General features: G+C 41.0%; 20 protein-coding genes and 1 pseudogene. 12 read left to right on the top strand and 9 right to left on the bottom strand.

The features are described 5' to 3' along the window. The coding region (locus V7K69_RS27860; protein WP_335040475.1) for a toll/interleukin-1 receptor domain-containing protein at positions 1–2,158 on the bottom strand (2,158 nt) is incomplete at its 3' end. A gap of 207 nt (positions 2,159–2,365) precedes the next feature. Continuing rightward, positions 2,366–3,109, bottom strand: coding sequence for a TVP38/TMEM64 family protein (locus V7K69_RS27855; protein WP_335040473.1), 744 nt, complete (start codon positions 3,107–3,109; stop codon positions 2,366–2,368). Between V7K69_RS27855 and V7K69_RS27850 the strand changes: the two genes are divergently transcribed. After that, positions 3,098–3,313, top strand: a complete 216-nt coding sequence (locus tag V7K69_RS27850) for a hypothetical protein (RefSeq protein ID WP_335040470.1) — start codon at positions 3,098–3,100, stop codon at positions 3,311–3,313. The genes V7K69_RS27855 and V7K69_RS27850 overlap by 12 nt on opposite strands. 162 nt (positions 3,314–3,475) lie before the next feature. Here the strand turns inward: V7K69_RS27850 and V7K69_RS27845 are convergent, their stop codons facing one another. Next, positions 3,476–4,186, bottom strand: coding sequence for a TIGR04283 family arsenosugar biosynthesis glycosyltransferase (locus V7K69_RS27845; protein WP_335040468.1), 711 nt, complete (start codon positions 4,184–4,186; stop codon positions 3,476–3,478). A gap of 49 nt (positions 4,187–4,235) precedes the next feature. On the opposite strand from V7K69_RS27845, the pseudogene V7K69_RS27840 reads away from it, so the two are divergent. Continuing rightward, positions 4,236–4,814: pseudogene (locus V7K69_RS27840) on the top strand (Uma2 family endonuclease). A 4-nt stretch (positions 4,815–4,818) separates the two neighbouring features. Here V7K69_RS27840 and V7K69_RS27835 read toward each other — a convergent pair. From V7K69_RS27835 to V7K69_RS27825, 3 genes are all read right to left on the bottom strand, one after another. Beyond that, positions 4,819–5,409 carry a Uma2 family endonuclease gene (locus V7K69_RS27835; RefSeq protein ID WP_335040466.1) on the bottom strand — a complete coding sequence of 197 codons (591 nt, stop codon included), beginning with the start codon at positions 5,407–5,409 and terminating at the stop codon, positions 4,819–4,821. A gap of 67 nt (positions 5,410–5,476) precedes the next feature. Beyond that, positions 5,477–6,064 carry a DUF2808 domain-containing protein gene (locus V7K69_RS27830; RefSeq protein WP_335040464.1) on the bottom strand — a complete coding sequence of 196 codons (588 nt, stop codon included), beginning with the start codon at positions 6,062–6,064 and terminating at the stop codon, positions 5,477–5,479. A 23-nt stretch (positions 6,065–6,087) separates the two neighbouring features. Then, the gene (locus V7K69_RS27825) at positions 6,088–6,525 is read right to left on the bottom strand and encodes a DoxX family protein (protein WP_335040461.1); all 438 of its coding nucleotides are present in this window, start codon (positions 6,523–6,525) and stop codon (positions 6,088–6,090) included. 594 nt (positions 6,526–7,119) lie between these two features. Between V7K69_RS27825 and V7K69_RS27820 the strand changes: the two genes are divergently transcribed. Further along, positions 7,120–7,950 (top strand): lectin OAA family protein, encoded by an 831-nt coding sequence (locus V7K69_RS27820; protein WP_335040459.1) that lies wholly within the window; start codon positions 7,120–7,122, stop codon positions 7,948–7,950. A 311-nt stretch (positions 7,951–8,261) separates the two neighbouring features. Then, positions 8,262–10,436 carry a DEAD/DEAH box helicase gene (locus V7K69_RS27815; protein WP_335040457.1) on the top strand — a complete coding sequence of 725 codons (2,175 nt, stop codon included), beginning with the start codon at positions 8,262–8,264 and terminating at the stop codon, positions 10,434–10,436. Between the two features lie 93 nt (positions 10,437–10,529). On the opposite strand, the gene V7K69_RS27810 is transcribed toward V7K69_RS27815, so the two are convergent. Together V7K69_RS27810 and V7K69_RS27805 are read right to left on the bottom strand one after the other, a co-directional pair. Then, positions 10,530–11,426: an SMP-30/gluconolactonase/LRE family protein gene (locus V7K69_RS27810; protein ID WP_335040455.1), complete on the bottom strand. Its 897-nt coding sequence runs from the start codon at positions 11,424–11,426 to the stop codon at positions 10,530–10,532. 204 nt (positions 11,427–11,630) lie between these two features. After that, on the bottom strand, positions 11,631–12,569 hold the full coding sequence (locus V7K69_RS27805) for an NAD-dependent epimerase/dehydratase family protein (protein WP_335040453.1): 939 nt from the start codon (positions 12,567–12,569) through the stop codon (positions 11,631–11,633). A gap of 281 nt (positions 12,570–12,850) precedes the next feature. Between V7K69_RS27805 and V7K69_RS27800 the strand changes: the two genes are divergently transcribed. The 8 genes from V7K69_RS27800 (at position 12,851) to V7K69_RS27765 (ending at position 20,708) form a co-directional block, all read left to right on the top strand. Then, complete coding sequence (locus V7K69_RS27800; RefSeq protein WP_335040451.1) at positions 12,851–14,005, top strand: glycosyltransferase; 1,155 nt, start codon at positions 12,851–12,853, stop codon at positions 14,003–14,005. 98 nt (positions 14,006–14,103) lie between these two features. Next, entirely contained in the window at positions 14,104–14,859 is a 756-nt protein-coding gene (locus V7K69_RS27795) for a sugar transferase (RefSeq protein WP_190937787.1), read from the top strand. A gap of 359 nt (positions 14,860–15,218) precedes the next feature. Further along, positions 15,219–16,298 (top strand): GDP-mannose 4,6-dehydratase, encoded by a 1,080-nt coding sequence (gene gmd / locus V7K69_RS27790; RefSeq protein WP_114082249.1) that lies wholly within the window; start codon positions 15,219–15,221, stop codon positions 16,296–16,298. A 23-nt stretch (positions 16,299–16,321) separates the two neighbouring features. Further along, on the top strand, positions 16,322–17,266 hold the full coding sequence (locus V7K69_RS27785; RefSeq protein ID WP_335040448.1) for a GDP-L-fucose synthase family protein: 945 nt from the start codon (positions 16,322–16,324) through the stop codon (positions 17,264–17,266). 73 nt (positions 17,267–17,339) lie between these two features. Beyond that, entirely contained in the window at positions 17,340–17,915 is a 576-nt protein-coding gene (locus V7K69_RS27780; RefSeq protein WP_335040447.1) for a 5-formyltetrahydrofolate cyclo-ligase, read from the top strand. 38 nt (positions 17,916–17,953) lie between these two features. Then, complete coding sequence (locus V7K69_RS27775; protein WP_335040445.1) at positions 17,954–18,964, top strand: catalase family protein; 1,011 nt, start codon at positions 17,954–17,956, stop codon at positions 18,962–18,964. 256 nt (positions 18,965–19,220) lie between these two features. After that, positions 19,221–19,499 carry a hypothetical protein gene (locus V7K69_RS27770; RefSeq protein WP_335040442.1) on the top strand — a complete coding sequence of 93 codons (279 nt, stop codon included), beginning with the start codon at positions 19,221–19,223 and terminating at the stop codon, positions 19,497–19,499. Between the two features lie 372 nt (positions 19,500–19,871). Then, positions 19,872–20,708, top strand: coding sequence for a carbohydrate ABC transporter permease (locus tag V7K69_RS27765; protein ID WP_335040440.1), 837 nt, complete (start codon positions 19,872–19,874; stop codon positions 20,706–20,708). Between the two features lie 47 nt (positions 20,709–20,755). On the opposite strand, the gene V7K69_RS27760 is transcribed toward V7K69_RS27765, so the two are convergent. Next, positions 20,756–21,409 (bottom strand): sugar transferase, encoded by a 654-nt coding sequence (locus tag V7K69_RS27760; RefSeq protein ID WP_335040438.1) that lies wholly within the window; start codon positions 21,407–21,409, stop codon positions 20,756–20,758. Positions 21,410–21,815: the final 406 nt, after the last annotated feature.

Below are 21,815 nucleotides of genomic sequence, written 5' to 3'. Positions count from 1 at the left end.
GGGCTAACAGCTTACCCGTTGTGTCCCACACCCGCGCTGTCTTGTCAGAACTTGCAGTGACAATCAGCTTGCTATCGGGGCTAAAACTGGCATTGTTGACTCTTCCCTGATGCCCTTTGAGTTGGGCTAACAGCTTACCCGTTGTGTCCCACACCCGCGCTGTCTTGTCAGAACTTGCAGTGAAAATCAGCTTGCTATCGGGGCTAAAATTGGCATTGTTGACTGTTCCCTGATGCCCTTTGAGTTGGGCTAACAGCTTACCCGTTGTGTCCCACACCCGTGCTGTCTTGTCTTCACTTGCAGTGACAATCAGCTTGCTATCGGGGCTAAAACTGGCATTGAAGACGAGTCCCTGATGCCCTTTGAGTTGGGCTAACTCCTTACCCGTTGTGTCCCATACCCGCGCTATGTTGTCAAAACTTGCAGTGACAATCAGCTTGCTATCGGGGCTAAAACTGGCATTGAAGACGAGTCCCTGATGCCCTTTGAGTTGGGCTAACAGCTTACCCGTTGTGTCCCACACCCGCGCTGTCTTGTCTTCACTTGCAGTGACAATCAGCTTGCTATCCGGGCTAAAACTGGCATTGTAGACTGCTCCCTGATGCCCTTTGAGTTGGGCTAACTGCTTACCCGTTGAGTCCCACACCCGCGCTGTGTTGTCAGAACTTGCAGTCACAATCAGCTTGCTATCGGGGCTAAAACTGGCATTTAAGACCTGTCCCTGATGCCCTTTGAGTTGGGCTAACAGCTTACCCGTTGTGTCCCACACCCGCGCTGTCTTGTCATCACTTGCAGTCACAATCAGCTTGCTATCAGGGCTAAAACTGGCATTGTAGACTGCTCCCTGATGCCCTTTGAGTTGGGCTAACAGCTTACCCGTTGTGTCCCACACCCGCGCTGTGTTGTCATCACTTGCAGTCACAATCAGCTTGTTATCGGGGCTAAAACTGGCATTGTTGACTCTTCCCTGATGCCCTTTGAGTTGGGCTAACAGCTTACCCGTTGTGTCCCACACCCGCGCTGTCTTGTCAGAACTTGCAGTGACAATCAGCTTGCTATCGGGGCTAAAACTGGCATTTAAGACCTGTCCCTGATGCCCTTTGAGTTGGGCTAACAGCTTACCCGTTGTGTCCCACACCCGCGCTGTCTTGTCATCACTTGCAGTGACAATCAGCTTGCTATCGGGGCTAAAACTGGCATTGTTGACTCTTCTCTGATGCCCTGTAAGCTGCGTCCGTTCTTGAATTCCATCTAAAATTGTTTGTAAAGCTAAGATGGGGCTGATGGCTGGATATTGTTCTAAAGGGCGACCATCCTTAACGAGTGGCTGCAACCCTTGTCCTGCGCTCATAGCTGTAAGTAAGGCTTCTATTGATTGTCCCTCAAACTGCTGTAAAGCTGCAACTCCCTCTCGCTCTAGCCTTGTGCCTTCTTGGGCTTCTTGAATAGTTTTGTTTGCCCAGACTCCAGCTATTGCTGCTGATACCAACGTCAGACCCAGCACGCCAAAACCAATGCGAACCATCTGTCTTGCCTGCTGTCCAGCTTTCATCAATCTTTGATTCGCTGCTTCAGCTTCGCGGCTTTTACTAATGTAGTTTTTCTGCTGTTGGGTTGGTTGGGGTTGTTGAGCTGCACTAGAGACAAGCCATTGCTCTGCTGCGTCTAAATCAGTTCCACGTAGCAAAAAGCTATCGTTACGTCCTTTGTTCTCCCACTCCAGCGCCCGAATCAGCAAGCGCGTATGCCCGCGCACATATTCTAAATTAGTATCAATTGCTTTAATTAACTGGGGAAAAACAGTGTCGAAATCATCTTGTTCCCGAAAGAACAGCCAGTTGTGCCTGGCAAGGGCAGGGTTAACCTGCTCCATGTCCAAGACTTCTCGCCGCACAATTGGCACGAGGCGCTTATTATTTTTGACAGCGTGTTCAATCTCTTGATGGCAGACTTTAGAGGCAATGGAATCTGGGCTAATTACAAAGACAAAAGTATCAGTTGCTTCAATCCCTGCTTCAATTTCTGCCCACCAGTCGGCTGTCAAAGGAATATCTTTCCAGTCAACCCAGGTTTCACGATTCTGAGCTTTGAGGGCATTTTGGAGAATAAGAGCGAACTCCTTGTCTCTCCGCGAATAGGAGATAAAAACGTCTGTCATGTGATTTGCTCAGTCTAGTCTAGCTTCATCTAAACTAGTAAAACTACTATAGAATCGGGTTTGATTCCTGAATTTACTTGCGTGGATTGGGAATTGGGAATTGGGAAGAAAAGAGGGATACATCTGTACTGAGTCTGTGTAAATTATACGTATAATAGCGATCGCATTTGAAAGCAGTCTAGTATCTATATTATTAATTTCGGTTATTTAAGGCTGAGTCTCATCATTGATTATTTCTGCTACTGCTACACTTTTATCTAGGGCTTTCTGAGCAATTTTTGTAATATAAACAGTCACAGCAACTGTAGCAACTAAGCCAACTCCTTGCATTATCCATTCCCAAATTTGAGTTTCTGAAGTTTTTAGTTGGTGAGATGTGTTAATCATGGCAATATTTCCAGCTAAAGAACCAATATAAACGTACATTACAGTACCGGGAATAATACCAAAAGAACCTAATATATAATCTTTGAGAGAAACCTGTGTAACTCCAAAAGCATAATTCAATAAATTGAAGGGAAAGACTGGAGATAGACGAGTTAGCAAAACAATTTTCCACCCTTCTTTTGCAACTGCTAAATCAATCGCTTTAAATTTCGGATGTTTATCCATTTGTTGGCGAACCCAATTCCGCGAGAGGTAACGTCCAATAACAAAAGCTAACGTAGCTCCAATCATGGCAGCAATTAGTACATATATTGACCCCCAAAATACTCCAAACAGACAACCGCCTTTGAGAGTTAACAGAGAACCCGGTATAAATAATAATGTTGCTAAGTTGTAGATGATTATGTAGGCAATAGGGCCGAAAATGCCAAGACTCTCAACCCAAATGAGTAAGGTGTGTAAAAGTCCTTGAATGTTTAACTGTTTAGCGGCAATTATAAAGGTTACAACCAGGAAACTTAACAGTAGTAGCTTGAGTTTGGAATTTAATAAGTGCTTCTTCATTTTGATAAATTTGACCTTCTGAGGCTCGACGTTGACCTTCTGAGGCTTAACTTTGACCTTTTGAGGCTCAACTTTGACCTTCTGAGGCTCAACTTTGACCTTCTGAGGCTCAACTTTGACCTTCTGAGGCTCAACTTTGACCTTCTGAGGCTCGACGTTGACCTTTTGAGGCTCGACGTTGACCTTCTGAGGCTGAAATTTTGAAACTTATACCAATTCAATTAATAATTGCAACACATGGTTGGGTCAAGACGCGATGAATCGCGTCTCTACAAAAAATGGTGTATTTGTGGCATTATTTTTTCCAATTGGTATTAAACGGCGAATTCGATGCCACTAAAATATACTACTAATATGAGAAACAGCTTAAATTTTCTTAAATCTTTCTCGGCGATACCAGCAACGAATTCGCGCGGGTGAAACACCTAGTAAATAAGAAATAATTACTATTTGATTGAGTAGCGTAGTTTTAAACACTCCCTTTTGCAACCATCTACGCGCTGAGGTAACTACTGGTGTGGAAATAATTGTAATACGTCCCTTTGCTTTTAAACGACGTACCAGTTCAAAGTCTTCCATGATAGGCAATTCAGGAAAACCGCCAATTTGCTGAAATACTGCTTTTGTTAAAAAAATTGCTTGGTCGCCATAAGGCATTTGGCAAAAATGCGATCGCACATTTACTCCCCACTCTACCCATCGTAAACTTAAACGTGACGCATCAATCCGCAACTTAAAAGCACCAGCCACAGTCCCAGGTTGTTGTAGCGCTGTGCGAATCATCTCATCAAACCCAGTTGGTAAACGAGTATCTGCGTGGAGAAATAACAGAATCTCACCACTAGCTGCTACAGCACCCGCGTTCATTTGCACAGCACGACCGGGAAATGATGAGATAACTTTGACATTTAAAGACTGAGCTATTTCTATGGTGTCATCTTTTGAGCCACCATCTACTATGATTACTTCTATATTTGTATAGGCTTGAGTAGTTGCAATAGCCTGTTTAATATTCTCTGCTTCATTAAGAGTCGGAATAATAATAGAAATTCTAGCTGCGTCAATATTCTGACTCATAATTGCTTACAATTTAGCTAAAGTTGATGTCATCCTCAAGATAACCTCCATGACAGCTATCACAGTCAACTTGAACCCTATTATCCAACTCACCGACAACCAATTTTATCAACTCTGTCGGGAAAACCCTGAAGTCAAATTTGAACGGAATGCAGAGGGAAAACTACTAATCATGCCACCCACAGGCGGAGAGGCTGGACATTGTAACTCAGAAATCTCAGCAGATTTTGTGATTTGGAATCGCCAAACTCAACTAGGAGTTGGCTTTGATTCTTCCACCTGCTTTAAACTTCTCAATGGTGCAAACCGTTCTCCTAATGTAGCTTGGATAAGAAAAAAGAGATGGAATGCACTCACACCTGAAGAACAAGAAAAGTTTCCGCCGATCGCACCAGATTTTGTTTTAGAATTAATGTCACCAAGTGATAGTTTGCGAGAAACGCAAGCGAAGATGCAAGAATATATTGACAACGGAGTTAAGTTAGGCTAGTTGATTAATCCGAAAATGCGTCAGGTAGAAATCTATCGTATTGGTAAACCAATCGAAATACTAGCATCTCCACAAGAATTATTAGGAGAAAATATTCTACCGGGATTTATTTTAAATTTACAAATAATCTGGGGATAAATATTTATTGATTTCGGATTACCTGCTCAAATTCAACAACAGCGTCGTATTGGTCAGGCATGGCGATATAATTGAGCAGCAAAGCTGGATCTAAATCTGGAAAAAACCCACTCCGGTTTACTTGTTCGTACTCGCCCTGTTCGCTAAGACGGAATATTTCGATAGAGTTAGATTTCCAAAACCAGACTTCAGGCACTTTTTTAGGTTTGTATAACTCTTTCCTGTTAATGCTTCCACTGGTGACGATAATTTCAATCACAATGTCAGGAACTTCTTTTTCTGTGCCAATGCTGTAAGATTCAGCTGGCGTACCAGAAGCATAGCCAGGTTCTTCTAAAGTGAAACCACCACGTCTGTAAAACCGGATGCCCAACTCTTTCATGTAAGCTTCTAGTAACAAGCCAACAGTACTTTTTACTTTCTCATGTTTATCTCCAATTGGGGACATAATTTCTAAAATTCCTGACAAATAAGATAGTCTGACATTGCGATTTTCTTGAAGTTGTGTTTCGATACCTTTAAATTGCTCCCAAGAAACATCCTTGAGAATTACTAGTTTTTCTTCTGTGGGCTGTTCTACTAGTGGGATACTCATAAAAACACTTTCCTTATACGCTCACTAATTCTACTATTTACCAAATTTTTGCAAGCGATCGCGTTGCTTATGGAAACCACCAGCTATTTCCATTGCTGTAAAACTGAAACCGTCCAAAGCCGAGAAATTGTCCGTGAGATTTCTCACCTACGGGAAATGCTGTCACACCTAGTAAGTAGACACCAGAAAAGCTGGGATTACTCACAGGGCGCAGGGCGATTGTCACTGTTTGTCCGGGAGTTACAGGCGGTTCAAAGTTCACAGTAACGGTTCGTGTTTCGCGTTCTGCTGTGACTGCACCTAATGTTATCCGAGATTCTTTGCGTAGGCGTAGCCCGCCGTAGGCATCGCTCGTTCCGACAAAGGCGCGGGTATCATTAAGATGATAGCGGATATTTTCTGTTCCCTCCCTTTGTGCGATCGTTACCTTTTGAAGGGATTCTCCAGCATTTTCCGGTAGATTGATAGTGAAATAGTAAGTTCCACCCCAAACATTCACATCTTTATAAGTAGTCGTTGCATTCACAAGTTTCGGTGGTTGGACAAAGTAGACTGTACCATCTCTAAGCTGCACAGCTTGAGTCACCGGAAGGGTTAATCCCCCAACACCGATTGCTAACGAGAGGGTTATTCCAAACAAAGTTGCAACACGCATGATTCAGATATAGAAAAACGCACTTATTCCAATTCTAATTCTTTGGGAATGAGTGATTTAGGAATGATAGAAACTTGTTTTTCTCCATCAGAAGATTTCGTGTACCACCAAGCCCAAGCAATTAAAACTGCTTGCAAGGGAAGTCTGATTACGTGTACCCAAGGTGAATTTGGTATATGTTCAACCTTAATAAGATTAACCGCCATATTAATATTGGCAGGGTAAACAGCAATAAAAAGTGCAAGAAGTCCCCAAGCCGCAGCTTGACTTACAGGCGGGACTAATAAACCGATACCACCCAAAATTTCATAAAAGCCACTCAGATAAACTAATCCTAAAGGGTAGGGTAGTTGCGGCGGCACAATTTTGACATATTCTCCGGGAACAACAAAGTGTGTCACTCCAACCACAATGATGGATATCGCAAGGATGACACGTAATGTTTCCTTATACTTCTTCATGGTTTTTGCCTTATATACTCGCCCCTATTACTTCAGTTTGACTGACGGATGTTAATCTGCATTGAGTCAATAGGAGTAAAAATCGACAAAATTTTCCCAGTACTTACAAAAGCTATTGCAAGTATAAGTATAACTGATGCACCGGACTGTACTAAAAGATTTATTAACTATGTCACGGCTTGGTTAGTCAAGCAAAACAACATTTTTCTCAAAAATTTGCCTAACTGCCCTTGTGCTTTTAAGGCTATTCATATTAGTATAAATACGACAGCACGAAACAATCATATTTGCTGTTTAATAGTGCTTTTGCCAAAATACCCTAAGACAAGCGCTTGCTTGACTACGCGCATAACGTAGGATCTGCACTCAGACGTACACGACAGTTAGAACTACTTCTAGCAAACCATACATAACAGAATTTTCTTAACGGAATTTTTTGTTACATGGTAAAGAAGTATTTATTATGTAGGTTTGTTCTATGTCAAGCCTCGTAATTTGGCGAAGGTATTGTTAATTGTGGGTAATTTTTTCCGAAATCAAATTGGATTGCTATAGATTCACTTTGACTAAACAATCAAAACTTGGAGGAAAACAATGACAGCTACAACAACCACTAATGCTAATAATCTATACAATGTACAAAATCAGTGGGGTGGTGCTTCTGCTCCGTGGAATCCTGGTGGAGTATGGGTAATTGGAGCTAGAGCAGATCAGCGCATTGTCGAACTTAAAGTTTCATCAACTGACAACGGCAAGACACTTAATGGAACTACAACTTATGCTGGTGAAGGCCCCATCGGTTTTAAAGCTAACTTAACTGGGAGCGACACCTACAACGTAGAAAACCAGTGGGGAGGCTCATCTGCTCAGTGGAATCCTGGTGGAACTTGGGTACTTGGCGCTCGGGGAAATCAAAATGTTGTTGCGATCGATGTTACATCCAACGACGGTGGTAAAACCCTGACTGGAACTATCACTTATGCTGGTGAAGGCCCCATCGGTTTTAAGAGTGCTGCTGCTGATGGCCGTGTCTATAATGTGGAAAACCAATGGGGAGGCTCATCTGCTCCGTGGAATCCCGGCGGGGCTTGGGTACTTGGCTCTCGGGCAAATCAAAATGTTGTTGCGATCGATGTTACATCCAGCGACGGCGGTAAAACCCTGACTGGAACTATCACTTATGCTGGTGAAGGCCCCATCGGCTTTAAGGGTAACATTGTCGCCGGCAACAACTACACAGTAGAAAACCAGTGGGGTGGTAACACAGCACCGTGGAATCCTGGTGGGACTTGGATAATCGGTGGTCGTACAGGACAGAATGTAGTGGCGCTCAACGTTACATCTAGCGATGGTGGGAAAACCCTAACTGGAACCACAACATATTCTGGTGAAGGGCCTATCGGCTTCCGATCGCACCAAATCTAAAAAGGCGATCGCTCTATACCGATTCTCGGTTAAGTGAGTACAAGAAGCGTACCCTCAACCCCCTCAACAAAACAGCGTGGAGGGGGTCAATATTGTTGTGTTGCAGCCACATCCACATCAAAGCTTTTTTACAAGTCTTGCAATTGGGAATTCCATAGACTTTAGTTGAAAGTGGTTTGTTCGTCTTGCGATCGCACGGCTCATATAAAGTTAGCAATCGGTAATTCCAAACATGGAACTAGTTGATCCATGATTGGAGGGTTCTGAAATACTAAAGAGTAGTTTTGCTAAAACTTTTATCCATAAAAAATATGAGCGATGCCTTTAGCCGACTTGCACCCTTCATCCAAGAATATATCTATCATCATCAGTGGACTGAATTACGACCAGTCCAAATTGCCGCTTGTCAAGTTATATTTGACACTGATGCTCATTTGTTAGTTACTGCTGCAACTGCTGCGGGTAAAACAGAAGCAGCCTTTTTGCCAATCTTGACTTTATTACATAGCAACCCTGCTGCAACTATAGGGGCATTATACATTAGTCCAATCAAAGCTTTAATTAACGATCAATTTGAGCGTCTTAACGACTTACTCAAAGAAGCAGATATTCCAGTTTGGCACTGGCACGGAGATGTTTCTCAAAATCGAAAAAACAAGCTTTTAAAAAATCCTCAAGGTATTCTCCAAATTACGCCGGAATCTCTAGAAAGTTTATTAATCAACAAAAATAACGACCTCATTCGTTTATTTGGTGACTTAAGATTTGTCATCATTGATGAAATTCACGCTTTTATGGGTTCAGAACGTGGTTGTCAAATTATTTGCCAATTACAACGTTTAGCACAGTTAACGCAAAAACAACCGCGCCGGATTGGTTTGTCGGCAACTCTTGGTGATTACTCACTAGCTGAAGATTGGTTGCGTTCAGGAACAGATAAACCAGTGATTACACCTCAAACTGATGGGATAAAACGCCAAATAAAACTAGCTTTAGAACATTTTTATATTACTGATGAAGTAGATGAATCCGAGGCAACAGATTATGAACAATATATTTTCAATCTCAGCAAATCTCGTAAATGTCTGATATTTGCTAATAATCGCACACGGACTGAATCTGTTATTGCATCTTTGCGACAAATTGCTACAGAACAAGGACTACCAGATATATATCATGTGCATCATGGGAGTATATCTGCTAGCTTGCGGCAAGCTGCCGAGAATGCAATGCGTGAACCCAACAATCCAGCAGTTACCGCCGCCACTCTGACTTTAGAATTAGGTATAGATATTGGTCATTTAGAGCGAGTTATTCAGTTAGAATCACCCTTGTCTGTAGCTAGCTTTTTACAGCGTTTAGGACGTAGTGGCAGGAGAGGTGAAGCTGCCGATATGCGCTTTATCTGCGCTGAAGATAAACCATTACCAGAAGCTTCTCTACCAGAGCAAATACCCTGGCAGTTATTGCAGTCTATCGCTATCATTCAACTTTATTTAGAGGAGCAATGGATTGAACCAATCAGACCGATTAAATATCCTTTGAGTTTGCTTTATCATCAGACAATGAGTATCTTAACAGCAACAGGAGAACTTTCACCTAATGCTTTAGCTAAACAAATTTTTAGTCTGCCACCCTTTGCTGCTATTTCCAAAGAAGATTTCCAATTATTGCTTCGCTATTTAATTGATATTGGTCATATTCAGCATACTGAGCAAGGTAAATTAATCCTGGGTTTGGCAGGAGAAAAGATTGTGAGAAAATTCCAGTTTTATGCTGTCTTTGCTGAACAGCAAGAATATATTGTTAAACAAGGTGCAACACAAATTGGCAGTATCGTCACGCCGCCTGCTGTTGGAAATCAGTTTGCTTTAGCTGGTAGAACTTGGGAAGTCGTAGAAGTTGACTTTAAAAAGAAAGCTATTTTTGTTAAACAAGCCGAAGGTAAAGCTAGTATTTATTGGCGTGGCGGTAGTGGTACTATTCACACCAAAGTTTTGCAACGAATGCAACAGGTTCTATTTGAAAATATTGAATATAGCTATTTGCAAAAAAATGCTTTACAACGTTTATGTCAAGTTCGCCAATTGGTGCAGCAGGTTGGATTAGATAAACAAAATATCTTGCAATTAGAAAAAGGTAAATGCTGTATTTTTCCCTGGATGGGTACGGTTGCTTATCGCACTTTAGAAAGATTACTAAACTCTTATTGTCGAGAATCGTTGGAAATTACAAGTATTGGGGGACTAAATCCCTATTATTTTACAATTAAATTAGGTAAAGATAAATTTAAATATCTTTATCATGAAATTGCTTCGTTGTGTGAACAAAGAATTATCTCAGAAGATTTACTCAGTACTTCAGAAGCACCGGAAATTCAGAAGTACGATCAATTTATTCCTCATCCACTTTTACGAAAAGCTTTTGCTAGCGATTATTTAGATATGAAAGACCTTAAACAGCAAGTGGCACTTTGGAGAGAATAAACAATAGTAGAATGAACCGCAGAGACGCAGAGGGCACAGAGAAGAGAATTCAAAGAGGTTAATATGAATGATTTATGACTGTTATTACTACTCTTAAAAATTATAAGTAGGTAAGCCAGTCACATCAGTTTGGAGAGCAAATAAATCACCAGAGTAAAAACTTTTTTCGATCTCTGCTTGGCTGAGTCCAACTGAAGCAGTTGTAATATAAAGTGTTTGCAAGTCCTCGCCCCCAAAAGTACAGCTAGTTGGTAATTGTACAGGTAGCTTGATCCGCAATATCTCTTCACCATTAGGATTGAAACGAATCACACACCATCCATTCCACATTGCTGACCAAATATGTCCTTCACTGTCTATTGTCAACCCATCTGGGTAGAATGATTCATGAGTTAAATCAACAAAAATCCGACGATTAGTAATGCTTCCGCTTACTGAATTAAAATCGTAAGCATATATTTTTTGCTGAGGAGAATCTGTTAAGTAAAATATCTTTTGATCGGGACTCCACCCCAAACCATTAGAAATAGTTAATCCCGTTTCTATTACATGCAATGAACCATCAGTGTCATAGCGATAGAGGCTAGCTTGAGGTTTTTCCAAAGAACACATTGAACCAAACCAAAAACGTCCTTGAGGGTCACATTTTCCATCATTGAAACGATTATCTGGTAGATTCACTTCAATTTCGAAAATGGGGGTAACTACACCTGTCTGGGTGTTGAGGAATGCCAAATGATGACGCAGTGCCATAATTAATCTATCTGCACCTGCTGTAGCGATCGCACTTACCACGTCTCCCACATCAAAAAAACCGTTTTCCCCCGTAGCAGGATTGAACTGATGCACTCGATGATTATAAATATCGACCCAGTATAGTCGTTTTCCGGTAGAATCCCAGATGGGGCCTTCACCCAAGCGGGCACGGGCTTTTAGAACATTATGGAGTGGATATTGCAACTCGTCCATTTTATCAATCAATAACACCATTTACAGAACCTAATCTTAGTTGCATTGAAACAATGCGTTAAAAAATGTCTCCCTTAGCAATAGGCAACAGGAAAAAATTTTATTCAAATTCAAGTAAAGGCTGAAGACGCGATGAATTGCGTCTTCCCCAAGCAAGAGAAAAAAATCTTCCTTTTGGCTAAGTTTGAGATTCACAACTTCGATAAAAAAGCGGAAATTGTGTTTTTAAACAGCTTGTAAAATCTCGTCATCTACAGAAAAATCTACTTCGGCTTTATCTTTTGAATTAGCCAAATAATCATTTTCCAAAGAGTCTTGCAACCCAGAAATCAAATCATATTCAGGCTGCCAGTTTAATTCTCTTTGTGCTTTATTCACCGAAGCAAAGAAATGCTGCACCCGCATCGGAAAAGCTTTGCGCTTGCCGAAATCAAACTTTTTCGGGTCATAATGGACAATTTTAACATCATCAGGTGATTTACCAGCCGCGACAGCACTAGCACGGGCTAAACCATCAAAAGTGACAAAGCGATCGCCTGAGATATTATAAATCTGTCCTACGGCTTGTTTATTGCCCAAAACCTGGGTCATAGCTTTTGCCAAGTCTTTTACATGACCTAGCTGGGTGATATGCAAACCATTTCCGGGGATGGGAATGGGGCGATCGCGCACAATTCTGTCAAAAAACCACCCTTCTAACTCATTATAATTACGAGGCCCGTAAATATAAGTAGGACGAATGGAAGTAAAGGGTAATCCCAATTGAGTTAAATAAGCTTCTGTTTCATGCTTACCCTTATGGCGACTTTTGGGATCTACTAAATCTCCTTCGACATGGGGTAGTTGATCGGATTTGAGATACACTCCGGCAGAACTCATATACACAAAATGTTGCACTCGGTCTTGAAAAATCTCTGCAAGTGGTTGAGTATCAGTAAGTTCCCGCCCATTATTGTCAAAAATGACATCAAAGCTTTCTTGTGATAACTTTGCTTTTAATTGGGTAGGGTCAGTGCGATCGCCTATAATTTGTCCTACTCCCTGTAAAGAAGGTGCTGCCCGATTTCCACGATTGAACAGCACCACCTCATGTCCTTGTTCCACTAGTAATTGAGTCAAATAGACACCAATGAACCGAGTACCACCCATAATTAGAATTCGCATAAACTCACCTTTTCCATATCAGTTGTCGTTACAGGAGTAGGCAGCGAGGAAGGGAGTGCAAGGGATGAGGAAACAGGGGAATAATAAATCTCCTATACCCCATACCTTATATGCCATGCCCAATGCCCAATCTGAGGTTATCATCCATCTGGAACCTCTAACGGAAAAATTGCGTCTTCTGTGCTAATCTGGGGCGCTTCCCATTAATTAATCACAAGGGGAAACTTTTCAGTTAACGTCATCAAGTTAGCTTTTGTATCTTCCATTTATTCAAGTTAGCTGTGCCCTTGAAATATGCTCTGGTTCATGAGTGGCTGACACCCAAAGCCACCGGTGGTTCCGAACTCGTTGTGCGAGAAATTTTGAATCACATTGATGCTGATTTGTATGCTCTGATCGATTTTGAATCTAGCAATAAAGAAAGTTATTTATATAAACGTCAAATTGGCAAGACGTTTCTCCAAAACTTTCCTTATGCCCGCAACGGTATACAAAAATACTTGCCTTTGTGGCCTTTGGCAATTGAACAACTTGATTTGCGGCATTATGATGTCATTCTGTCTTCATCTCACGCTGTTGCCAAAGGAATCCTTACCACTCCCGAACAGATACATATTTGCTACTGTCACAGCCCTATGCGCTATGCCTGGGACTTGACCTTTGATTATCTTCGCTACAGCAAACTGGGTAGTGGCTTACCTGGGTGGGTGACACGATATTTATTACATCGTTTGCGCCAGTGGGATGTATTGAGTGCCAATCGCGTTGATTACTTCATTGCTAACTCGCAACATACGGCTCGGCGGATTTGGCGTTGCTATCGGCGAGAAGCAACAGTCATTTACCCACCAGTGAATATCGCGGAATTTCCATTTCTGTCTGAGAAAGAGGACTTCTACCTGACAGTTTCCCGCTTAGTGAGTTACAAGCAAATATCGTTGATTGTCAAGGCTTTTAATCAACTAAAACGACCATTAGTAGTCATTGGTACAGGAGATGAAATGAATAAGATTCGTGAGATGGCAAACTCTAATATCCAAATACTGGGATGGCAACCCGATAATGTGGTAAAAAAATATATGTCTAGGGCTAAAGCGTTTGTGTATGCAGCTTGTGAAGATTTTGGTATCGCCCTAGTGGAAGCACAGGCTTGCGGCACACCAGTAATAGCCTATGGTGCAGGGGGTGCTTTAGAAACTGTGCGAGATATCCGCTCTTGTGGGGATACAGCGACAGGTATTTTCTTCAAAACGCAAACAGAGGAAGCTTTAGTGGAGGCAGTAGAAAAGTTTGAAGTGTATGAGGGTTCGTTCAGTTCCGAGTATATGCGATCGCACGCCGCGCAGTTCTCACCGCAAATCTTTGCAGATCGTTATCTAAATTTTGTAAACAAGTGCAACGAAAAAGACCGTTTTCGGAATGATGGTCTTGGTTAATGTCTTATTTTTTTAGGCTTTTGGCAATTTTCCCCAGAAGCACATCATTTTGGCTTTAATATTGGGACTATGTGTGGTGTGGATTATTAAGGAGTATGATGACTGCCCAGAGCTCACTCCTCTCCGGCAAGCGAGGCGTAAGGCAAGACACCAGAACGTCTACGCGTTTCTTAAAACGCGGTCAAAAAACGAAAACACCAAAAGTTAAACCCAAAGGTTTATCTTTTCAGGGTTTAAACGGAGAGTTTGCCAAACGACTGTTCGATATAGTGTTTTCGCTGTCGGTGTTAATTTTGTTCTTCCCCGTCTACTTAATTTTGGCCTTGCTGATTGCTTTCAGCTCAGAAGGTCCAATTTTTTATGTCCAGGAACGGGTAGGAAAAAATTACAAAGCGTTTAATTGTATTAAATTCCGAACAATGGTAAGCAATGCGGACGAAATCCTCATGCAGATGATGGAAACATCGCCCGAATTGCGACAAGAATTTGAAAGCAGTTTTAAGCTCAAACAAGACCCCCGGATTACCAAAATTGGTCGATTTTTGCGAATTACTAGCTTAGACGAATTTCCCCAGTTCTGGAACGTTTTAAAAGGGGACATGAGTGTAGTCGGTCCTCGACCCTTGGTAGCAGAAGAACTGCCAAAATACGGTTGTCACATTGATGAGATTTTAACAATCCGTCCAGGAATTACTGGTTTGTGGCAGGTATCTGGGCGTAATGACATTCCCTATCCTCGGCGAGTCCAAATAGACCTGCATTATGTCAAATTTAGGAATTTCTGGCTTGATTTATGGATCATCTTGAAAACTGTTGATGTAGTTATTCTACCCAAAAATAACGGGGCATACTGAGTCAATATTTAGGGGCGATTCTGTGGGGCAGTTAATGCCCCTAAAATTCTAATTTCCAATACCTATTTTATTCAGTCTTCACAAAACCAGACCTATATGAAATTTTGACAAAAAAATAACGTACACAAAAAGAATCTTGATATATCTGGTAAAAGAAAAATATACATACTTAAAAAATCTTGGTCTATCTAAGGTTTAATTTAGGTATTAAATTACTTTTTATTAAGTATATTTATTTACGGGAAATGCTTTGTAATAAAAAGAACTCGTAGGTTTCCCGTTAGGCAATTTAGCGATTAACTGCTAGGTTGTATCAGATTGACTGTAACTTTTATAATACACATAAGGGATAATTGAGCATGACGCAACAGAAGCGAGCGTTAATTACTGGTATCACTGGTCAAGATGGTTCATATCTAAGTGAGTTTTTACTGGAACAAGGTTATGAGGTTCATGGCATCATTCGCCGGACTTCTACCTTCAACACAGACCGCATCGATCACATATACGAAGACCCTCACAAACAAGGAGTGCGGTTGTTTCTTCACTATGGTGACTTGACAGATGGTACGACGTTGCGACGTATTTTAGAAGAAGTCAAACCAGTAGAGATTTACAACCTCGGCGCTCAATCCCATGTCAGAGTAAGCTTTGATTCACCAGAATATACAGTGGATGCTGTAGGAATGGGGACACTGCGTCTGTTGGAAGCAATTCGAGACTACCAACACCGGACTGGAATTCAGGTGCGATTTTACCAGGCGGGTTCTTCTGAAATGTATGGTTTAGTACAAGCAATACCCCAAAGTGAGACAACGCCCTTTTATCCCCGCAGTCCTTACGCCTGTGCAAAAGTTTACGCGCACTGGCAAACTGTAAATTATCGTGAGTCTTACGATTTATTTGCTTGCAACGGCATTCTTTTTAACCACGAGTCACCAAGACGTGGTGAAACCTTTGTAACCCGCAAAATTACTAGAGCAGTTGCTGGTATAGTTGCTGGTAAGCAGAAAAAGATTTACATGGGTAATCTAGACTCTAAGCGAGATTGGGGCTATGCAAAGGATTACGTAAAAGCAATGTGGTTGATGTTACAACAAGACCAACCAGAAGATTATGTCATTGCTACTGGTGAAACCCATTCAGTGCGAGAATTTTTGGAACTAGCATTTAGTTACGTAAATCTCAATTGGCAAGATTATGTAGAGTTTGATGAGCGTTACCTCCGTCCATCTGAGGTAGATTTGTTGATTGGTGATGCTACGAAAGCACGCCAGCAGTTGGGCTGGAAAACATCAGTAACCTTTGAAGAATTAGTTTCCTTAATGGTAGAAGCAGACTTACAAGCATTGGGTCATACTTCACCCAATGGAAAAGGTTCGCAATTTCCATTGGATATTGCCACTGTTCGTCAAGAACTAGGCGCTTTGCACTTCTGATTTGCACCACAGAGGATAAAAATATGACCGCCTTAGAACTAAAAAATCAACGAATTCTCGTCACTGGTGGGTCGGGGTTTCTAGGTCGTCAGGTGATAGATCAACTGTGTAAAGCAGGGGCTGATCGTGAGAAGATTACAATAGTGCGATCGCGCGATTGCGATCTGCGTGTCTGGGAAAATAGCCAACGGGCAGTTGACCAGCAAGACATAATTATCCACTTAGCAGCTCATGTGGGTGGCATCGGTCTAAACCGCGAAAAACCCGCAGAGTTGTTCTACGATAACTTGATTATGGGTACGCACCTAATTCACGCTGCCTATCAAGCTGGAGTAGAAAAATTCGTATGTGTTGGCACTATCTGCGCCTATCCTAAATTTACCCCAGTGCCATTTAAAGAAGACGATCTTTGGAATGGCTACCCAGAAGAAACCAACGCCCCTTACGGAATTGCGAAAAAAGCGCTTTTAGTTCAATTGCAATCTTACCGCCAGCAGTACGGTTTTAATGGAATTTACCTACTGCCAGTGAATTTATATGGCCCAGAAGATAACTTTGACCCCGGAAGTTCCCACGTTATTCCAGCGTTAATTCGCAAAGTTCACGAAGCCCAAATTCAAGGAGAAAAGCAACTCCCAGTTTGGGGTGATGGCAGTCCCACCCGCGAGTTTCTGTATTCAGAAGATGCAGCGCGGGGGATTGTTATGGGAACTCAATTCTATAACGAATTGGAACCAGTTAACTTGGGAACGGGTTATGAAATCTCCATTCTTGATTTAATAACTCTAATCTGCGAATTGATGGAGTTTAAGGGTGAAATTGTTTGGCAAACTGACAAGCCTAATGGTCAACCCCGCCGTTGTTTGGATACTGAACGGGCAAAGCAAGCCTTTAATTTCACTGCTCAGGTGGGCTTTGAGGAAGGGTTAAAGAATACCATTGAGTGGTATCGTCAACACGCCGCATAACAATGTATTAGTGAATGTAGGGTGTTATAAGCTGGGCATTGCCCAGCTTATTTGTTTGAGACTATAAATTTTCATGGACAAAGTTAATCATCAATTAAATAAAGCAAAACTACGCCGCACTTTACTTAAAACGCGTCAATCAATGTCCGTTAGAGAATGGAGAGAAAAGAGCGATCGCTTATGCTCCCATTTACAAAACTCTACTTTATTTACCCAAGCAAAAACAATACTTGCGTATTTTAGCTTTCGCCAAGAACCTGACCTCAGTCCACTATTTGCAAACACCAAATACCGTTGGGGATTTCCTCGCTGCGTTGATAAATCCTTGTCTTGGCATATTTGGACACCGAATGATTCTATCCAAAGTGGGGCTTATGGCATTATTGAACCGCACCCTGACGCTCCCATATTAAATGCTGCCGAAGTGGATTTGATTCTTGTCCCCAGTGTAGCTTGCGACTATCAAGGATATCGCCTGGGCTATGGCGGTGGATATTACGATCGCTTGCTCAGTTTACCGCAGTGGCAGACAAAACCGACTATCGGAATTGTTTTTGATTTCGCCTATTTATCCCAAATACCTATTGAATCCTGGGATAAACCACTACAAGCTATTTCTACGGAAACCGGATTGACTCGGAAAGGTTGAAGGATTCAGGATAATGAAGACACATTATCAAATGTTTTATGACTAATCCAACGTCATCTACCACTGAGCAGGAAGCAATAATCGACGAGATTATAGCAAATAGTCTCCAAGCTCAACAAAAAACAGGCCCAGACCTCCGCCAAATTCATAGCAAAAGTCATGGACTCCTTGGAGGAGAGTTTATTATTGAACCCAATCTTCCTGAAGACTTGAGAGTAGGTTTGTTCAAAAAACCCCAAACCTATCCTGCGTGGATTCGTTTCTCTAGTGGTGGTTCTCCTGAAAAGCGTGGTAAATTCCACTCCGATAGCCAGCCGGATGTTCGCGGTATCGCCATCAAAGTGATGAATGTAGACGGGCAAAAAGTGCTGGATGATGAAGAAAAAACTCAAGATTTTATACTCAACAATTATCCTATTTTCTTGACCAAAGATGTTCGTGATTACGCCGATCTTTCGAGAGCAGGTAGTGGACAACTTAGCCCAGAGCGTATCCAGGAACTTGGTTATGCCTTTGCAATCTTGCAAAAAATTGGCAGCCAGAAAGTAGGAAATCCGCTTTTGATTCAATATTGGAGTATGGCTCCGTTTAAGTTTGGAAATCGTATTGTAAAATTGTCTGTCAAATCTCAACAGCCTGAACAACCACCCGAAAAACTTCCCGAATCAGAAAATTACCTCCGGGAAGCAATAGTCAAATATTTGACTGAAGAAGGTAAAGAAGCATCTTTTGACTTCTTCATTCAGTTTTATGTAGATGATGAAAAAACGCCGATTGAAGACCACATTCAGGAATGGCAAGAAGCAGATTCACCGTTTATTAAAGTTGCAACTGTTCGCATTTTTAGTCAGAAATTTGATTTTGAAGAACGCAAACGCTTAGATGAAGGGATGTTGTTTTCTCCTTGGCATACACTGCTAGACCATGAGCCTGTTGGAAGTGTGAATCTCTCTCGCAAAAGGCTTTACAGCGAACTTGCAAAGTATCGACGAGAACAAATTGCCCAACGTTTGCTGGAACCACAACCTTATGTAGCAGTTGAAGATTAACTACTGTGAATTGGCTTCAAGTGTAAGATAAGCTTTTGAAAGCTGTGTGTACAATATCGGATTTTCTACAAACTAAATCTAATTAGTGAAAATTGAAAGGTCAAGATTCCTGACTTATTTAAAAAGTCGGGAATCTTGTTTTTAACGAATAATTTTAGGACTGCTATAGATGTTTTTTAGGGAGCTAATTACTCAAGAATCTGAGTAAAAATTTAATTTATGCAACACAATATTTTTCCTCAATTGAAGGGCAATTATGAATAAAGATAATGAACTAATTGAAAAAATAAATAAGATGTTGACTGAATCCGCAGATCAAGAATCTGTCATTAAGTTCTTGAGATTGAGTAATTATTCAAAATCCAAATCAATTGAAATTTTAAAAAAGGTTTTGGGTATTTCTTATCATGAAGCACAAGACATTATTCATAATAGTCAAACATGGAGTGATGTAAAAGAATATGACGAAAAACTAATCAACGACTTCTTTGATATTCTGGAAGAATTAGGGAGTTCAGAAAGTGAAGAGACTTAATTATATTAATATGTGAATAAATTCCATAACAGAATGAATTTATATAGGATTACTATTTGATTTTTGAACGAAATTAGGTATTGTAGAATGTGTTAGAACGGAGTTCGTAAGGCACTAGGATAACGGGTTTGATGCGTTACGCTGTCGCTAACACATCCTACGTATCTTTTCAGAAATCAAACCGGATTCCTATAGAACAATACAGTTCAGATAAGACCAAAATACTTGTAGAGACGGCGATTTATCGCGTCTCAAAACCCACGATTTTGTACAAGTAGTGCTTTGAACCGTATTGAAATATAAAAACCAAATTTTAGCGTTATAAAGAAAGTTGTAATAAATATTTAGAGAACTGGGAAAGTTATTAATCAAATGCTGAACTGGAAAAAATCACGATCGCAAAATCTGCTAATGTATGCGCTATTGGGAGCGATCGCACTAGTGATGCTCTTTCCTTTACTATGGCTAATTAGCACAGCCTTAAAATCGCCGACGGAAAATATCTTACAGTCGCCGCCACAGCTATTGCCCGTGTCACCGACACTAGATAACTTCTTTAGTGTGTGGAACTCTCTACCTTTTGGGCAATACCTGTATAACAGCACTTTGGTATCAATGCTGACTGTTGGCTTAAATCTACTGTTTTGCGCTTTAGCTGCCTATCCCTTGGCAAGATTGTCATTTGTGGGGCGAGACTGGATTTTTGTGGCGATTGTCTCGACGATTATGATTCCTTTCCAAATCGTGATGATTCCCCTCTATATTTTGACAGTCCAGTTGGGTTTGAGAAATAGTTATTTAGGAATGATTTTTCCAAGTTTGGCTTCTGCCTTTGGCATTTTTCTGTTACGCCAAGCTTTCATGAGTGTCCCCAAAGAGATAGAAGAAGCCGCCCGAATGGATGGGAGTTCGGAGTTAGGTTTGTGGTGGCATATAATGTTACCGGCAGTTCGCCCAGCATTGGTAACTTTAGCTATTTTTGTATTCATTGGTGCTTGGAGTGACTTTTTGTGGCCTTTAATTGTCATCCAAGACGAAAATTTATACACTCTTCCTTTGGGAGTCGCAAAGCTAGCAGGGACATTTTCTCTTGACTGGCGGTTGGTAGCTGCTGGCTCAGTAATTGCGATCGCTCCAGTATTATTACTATTTTTATTTTTACAACGTTACATTGTACCCACAGAAACGGGTAGCGGTGTTAAGGGTTGAATAAGAAATAGAGATAAGGGAACACAAGAGAAAAACTAATGACAAATTCAATAAGCACCAGTTTTTTTCAATACTACCGAGATAGTTTTAATAATCAGACTTAGGTCATAACTTACAGACCACTTGCGTTGATAATCTATATCCATTTTGACGATGGTTTCAAAGTCTGTAATACTCGAACGACCATTAGCCTGCCATTCTCCGGTAATGCCTGGTTTGACTCGTAATCTATCCCAGTGATGTGGATCGTAATTGCTGACTTCATCAGGAGTGGGTGGACGAGTCCCAACTAAACTCATGTCCCCTACCAGAACATTCCAAAATTGGGGAAATTCATCTAAACTGGTACGCCGCAAAAATTTACCTATAGGAGTAATGCGAGGATCGTCAACAGATTTAAAGATGTGACCTTTGGCTTGATTTTTAACCAAATGCTTGACTTTATCTGCATCTACGATCATGGAGCGGAATTTCCAGATGCGAAAAGTTTTTCCGTTCAAACCACAGCGAATTTGAGAATAAAATATTGGACTTGGCTCATGAACAAAGGTAGCAATCGCCACAGGAATTGCTACCAGAAACGTGATTATTAGCCCCACAATGGCTCCAACAATGTCAATTAACCGTTTTCTTAGGCTTAAAGTTGAAGGGTGTAAAGGCTGTTGCGAACAATTAACTGAATAAAGAGAAAGATTATTCACAAGGTCTAACTTATTTTATAACAGGAATTTTGGTATCAGTAGTGTAGACGTGGAGATGATTGATAGACAATTTTTACTGCTCTTGTCTTTACCACCGAGTGTTAATATACACAAAATTTATAAAATATAAAAACCGAAAACCCAAAGTTTACAGAATCTTCCAATTGAAGTCAGAAATTGTAAATTTACAGTATTTCTATCCATCAAATTAACACAGCTATTGTTAATGTTACACATCAAAAAAATTACCATACTTAAGTACTAGTAGTATTTTGCAAAATTCAAAATGCTTATGACATAATACTAACCCTTTATTAAACTAGATAAAATCAGGCTTGCTCAGGCTTTAGACAATATCGCGTTGTTCTGGACTAAGCTCAGATTTAGTAATTATAAGCATTTTGAA

Source organism: Nostoc sp., from assembly GCF_036917775.1.
Lineage (GTDB): Bacteria > Cyanobacteriota > Cyanobacteriia > Cyanobacteriales > Nostocaceae > Nostoc.
This window is presented reverse-complemented; position numbering and strand designations above follow the sequence as displayed.

Coding starts and splice junctions, on each gene's coding strand:
- V7K69_RS27820 (WP_335040459.1), top strand. CDS start 7,120: ATGACAGCTACAACAACCACTAATGCTAATAATCTATACAATGTACAA.
- V7K69_RS27805 (WP_335040453.1), bottom strand. CDS start 12,569: ATGCGAATTCTAATTATGGGTGGTACTCGGTTCATTGGTGTCTATTTG.
- V7K69_RS27780 (WP_335040447.1), top strand. CDS start 17,340: ATGGACAAAGTTAATCATCAATTAAATAAAGCAAAACTACGCCGCACT.
- V7K69_RS27855 (WP_335040473.1), bottom strand. CDS start 3,109: ATGAAGAAGCACTTATTAAATTCCAAACTCAAGCTACTACTGTTAAGT.
- V7K69_RS27775 (WP_335040445.1), top strand. CDS start 17,954: ATGACTAATCCAACGTCATCTACCACTGAGCAGGAAGCAATAATCGAC.
- V7K69_RS27845 (WP_335040468.1), bottom strand. CDS start 4,186: ATGAGTCAGAATATTGACGCAGCTAGAATTTCTATTATTATTCCGACT.
- V7K69_RS27765 (WP_335040440.1), top strand. CDS start 19,872: ATGCTGAACTGGAAAAAATCACGATCGCAAAATCTGCTAATGTATGCG.
- V7K69_RS27815 (WP_335040457.1), top strand. CDS start 8,262: ATGAGCGATGCCTTTAGCCGACTTGCACCCTTCATCCAAGAATATATC.
- gmd (WP_114082249.1), top strand. CDS start 15,219: ATGACGCAACAGAAGCGAGCGTTAATTACTGGTATCACTGGTCAAGAT.
- V7K69_RS27810 (WP_335040455.1), bottom strand. CDS start 11,426: ATGGTGTTATTGATTGATAAAATGGACGAGTTGCAATATCCACTCCAT.
- V7K69_RS27835 (WP_335040466.1), bottom strand. CDS start 5,409: ATGAGTATCCCACTAGTAGAACAGCCCACAGAAGAAAAACTAGTAATT.
- V7K69_RS27830 (WP_335040464.1), bottom strand. CDS start 6,064: ATGCGTGTTGCAACTTTGTTTGGAATAACCCTCTCGTTAGCAATCGGT.
- V7K69_RS27825 (WP_335040461.1), bottom strand. CDS start 6,525: ATGAAGAAGTATAAGGAAACATTACGTGTCATCCTTGCGATATCCATC.
- V7K69_RS27770 (WP_335040442.1), top strand. CDS start 19,221: ATGAATAAAGATAATGAACTAATTGAAAAAATAAATAAGATGTTGACT.
- V7K69_RS27795 (WP_190937787.1), top strand. CDS start 14,104: ATGACTGCCCAGAGCTCACTCCTCTCCGGCAAGCGAGGCGTAAGGCAA.
- V7K69_RS27785 (WP_335040448.1), top strand. CDS start 16,322: ATGACCGCCTTAGAACTAAAAAATCAACGAATTCTCGTCACTGGTGGG.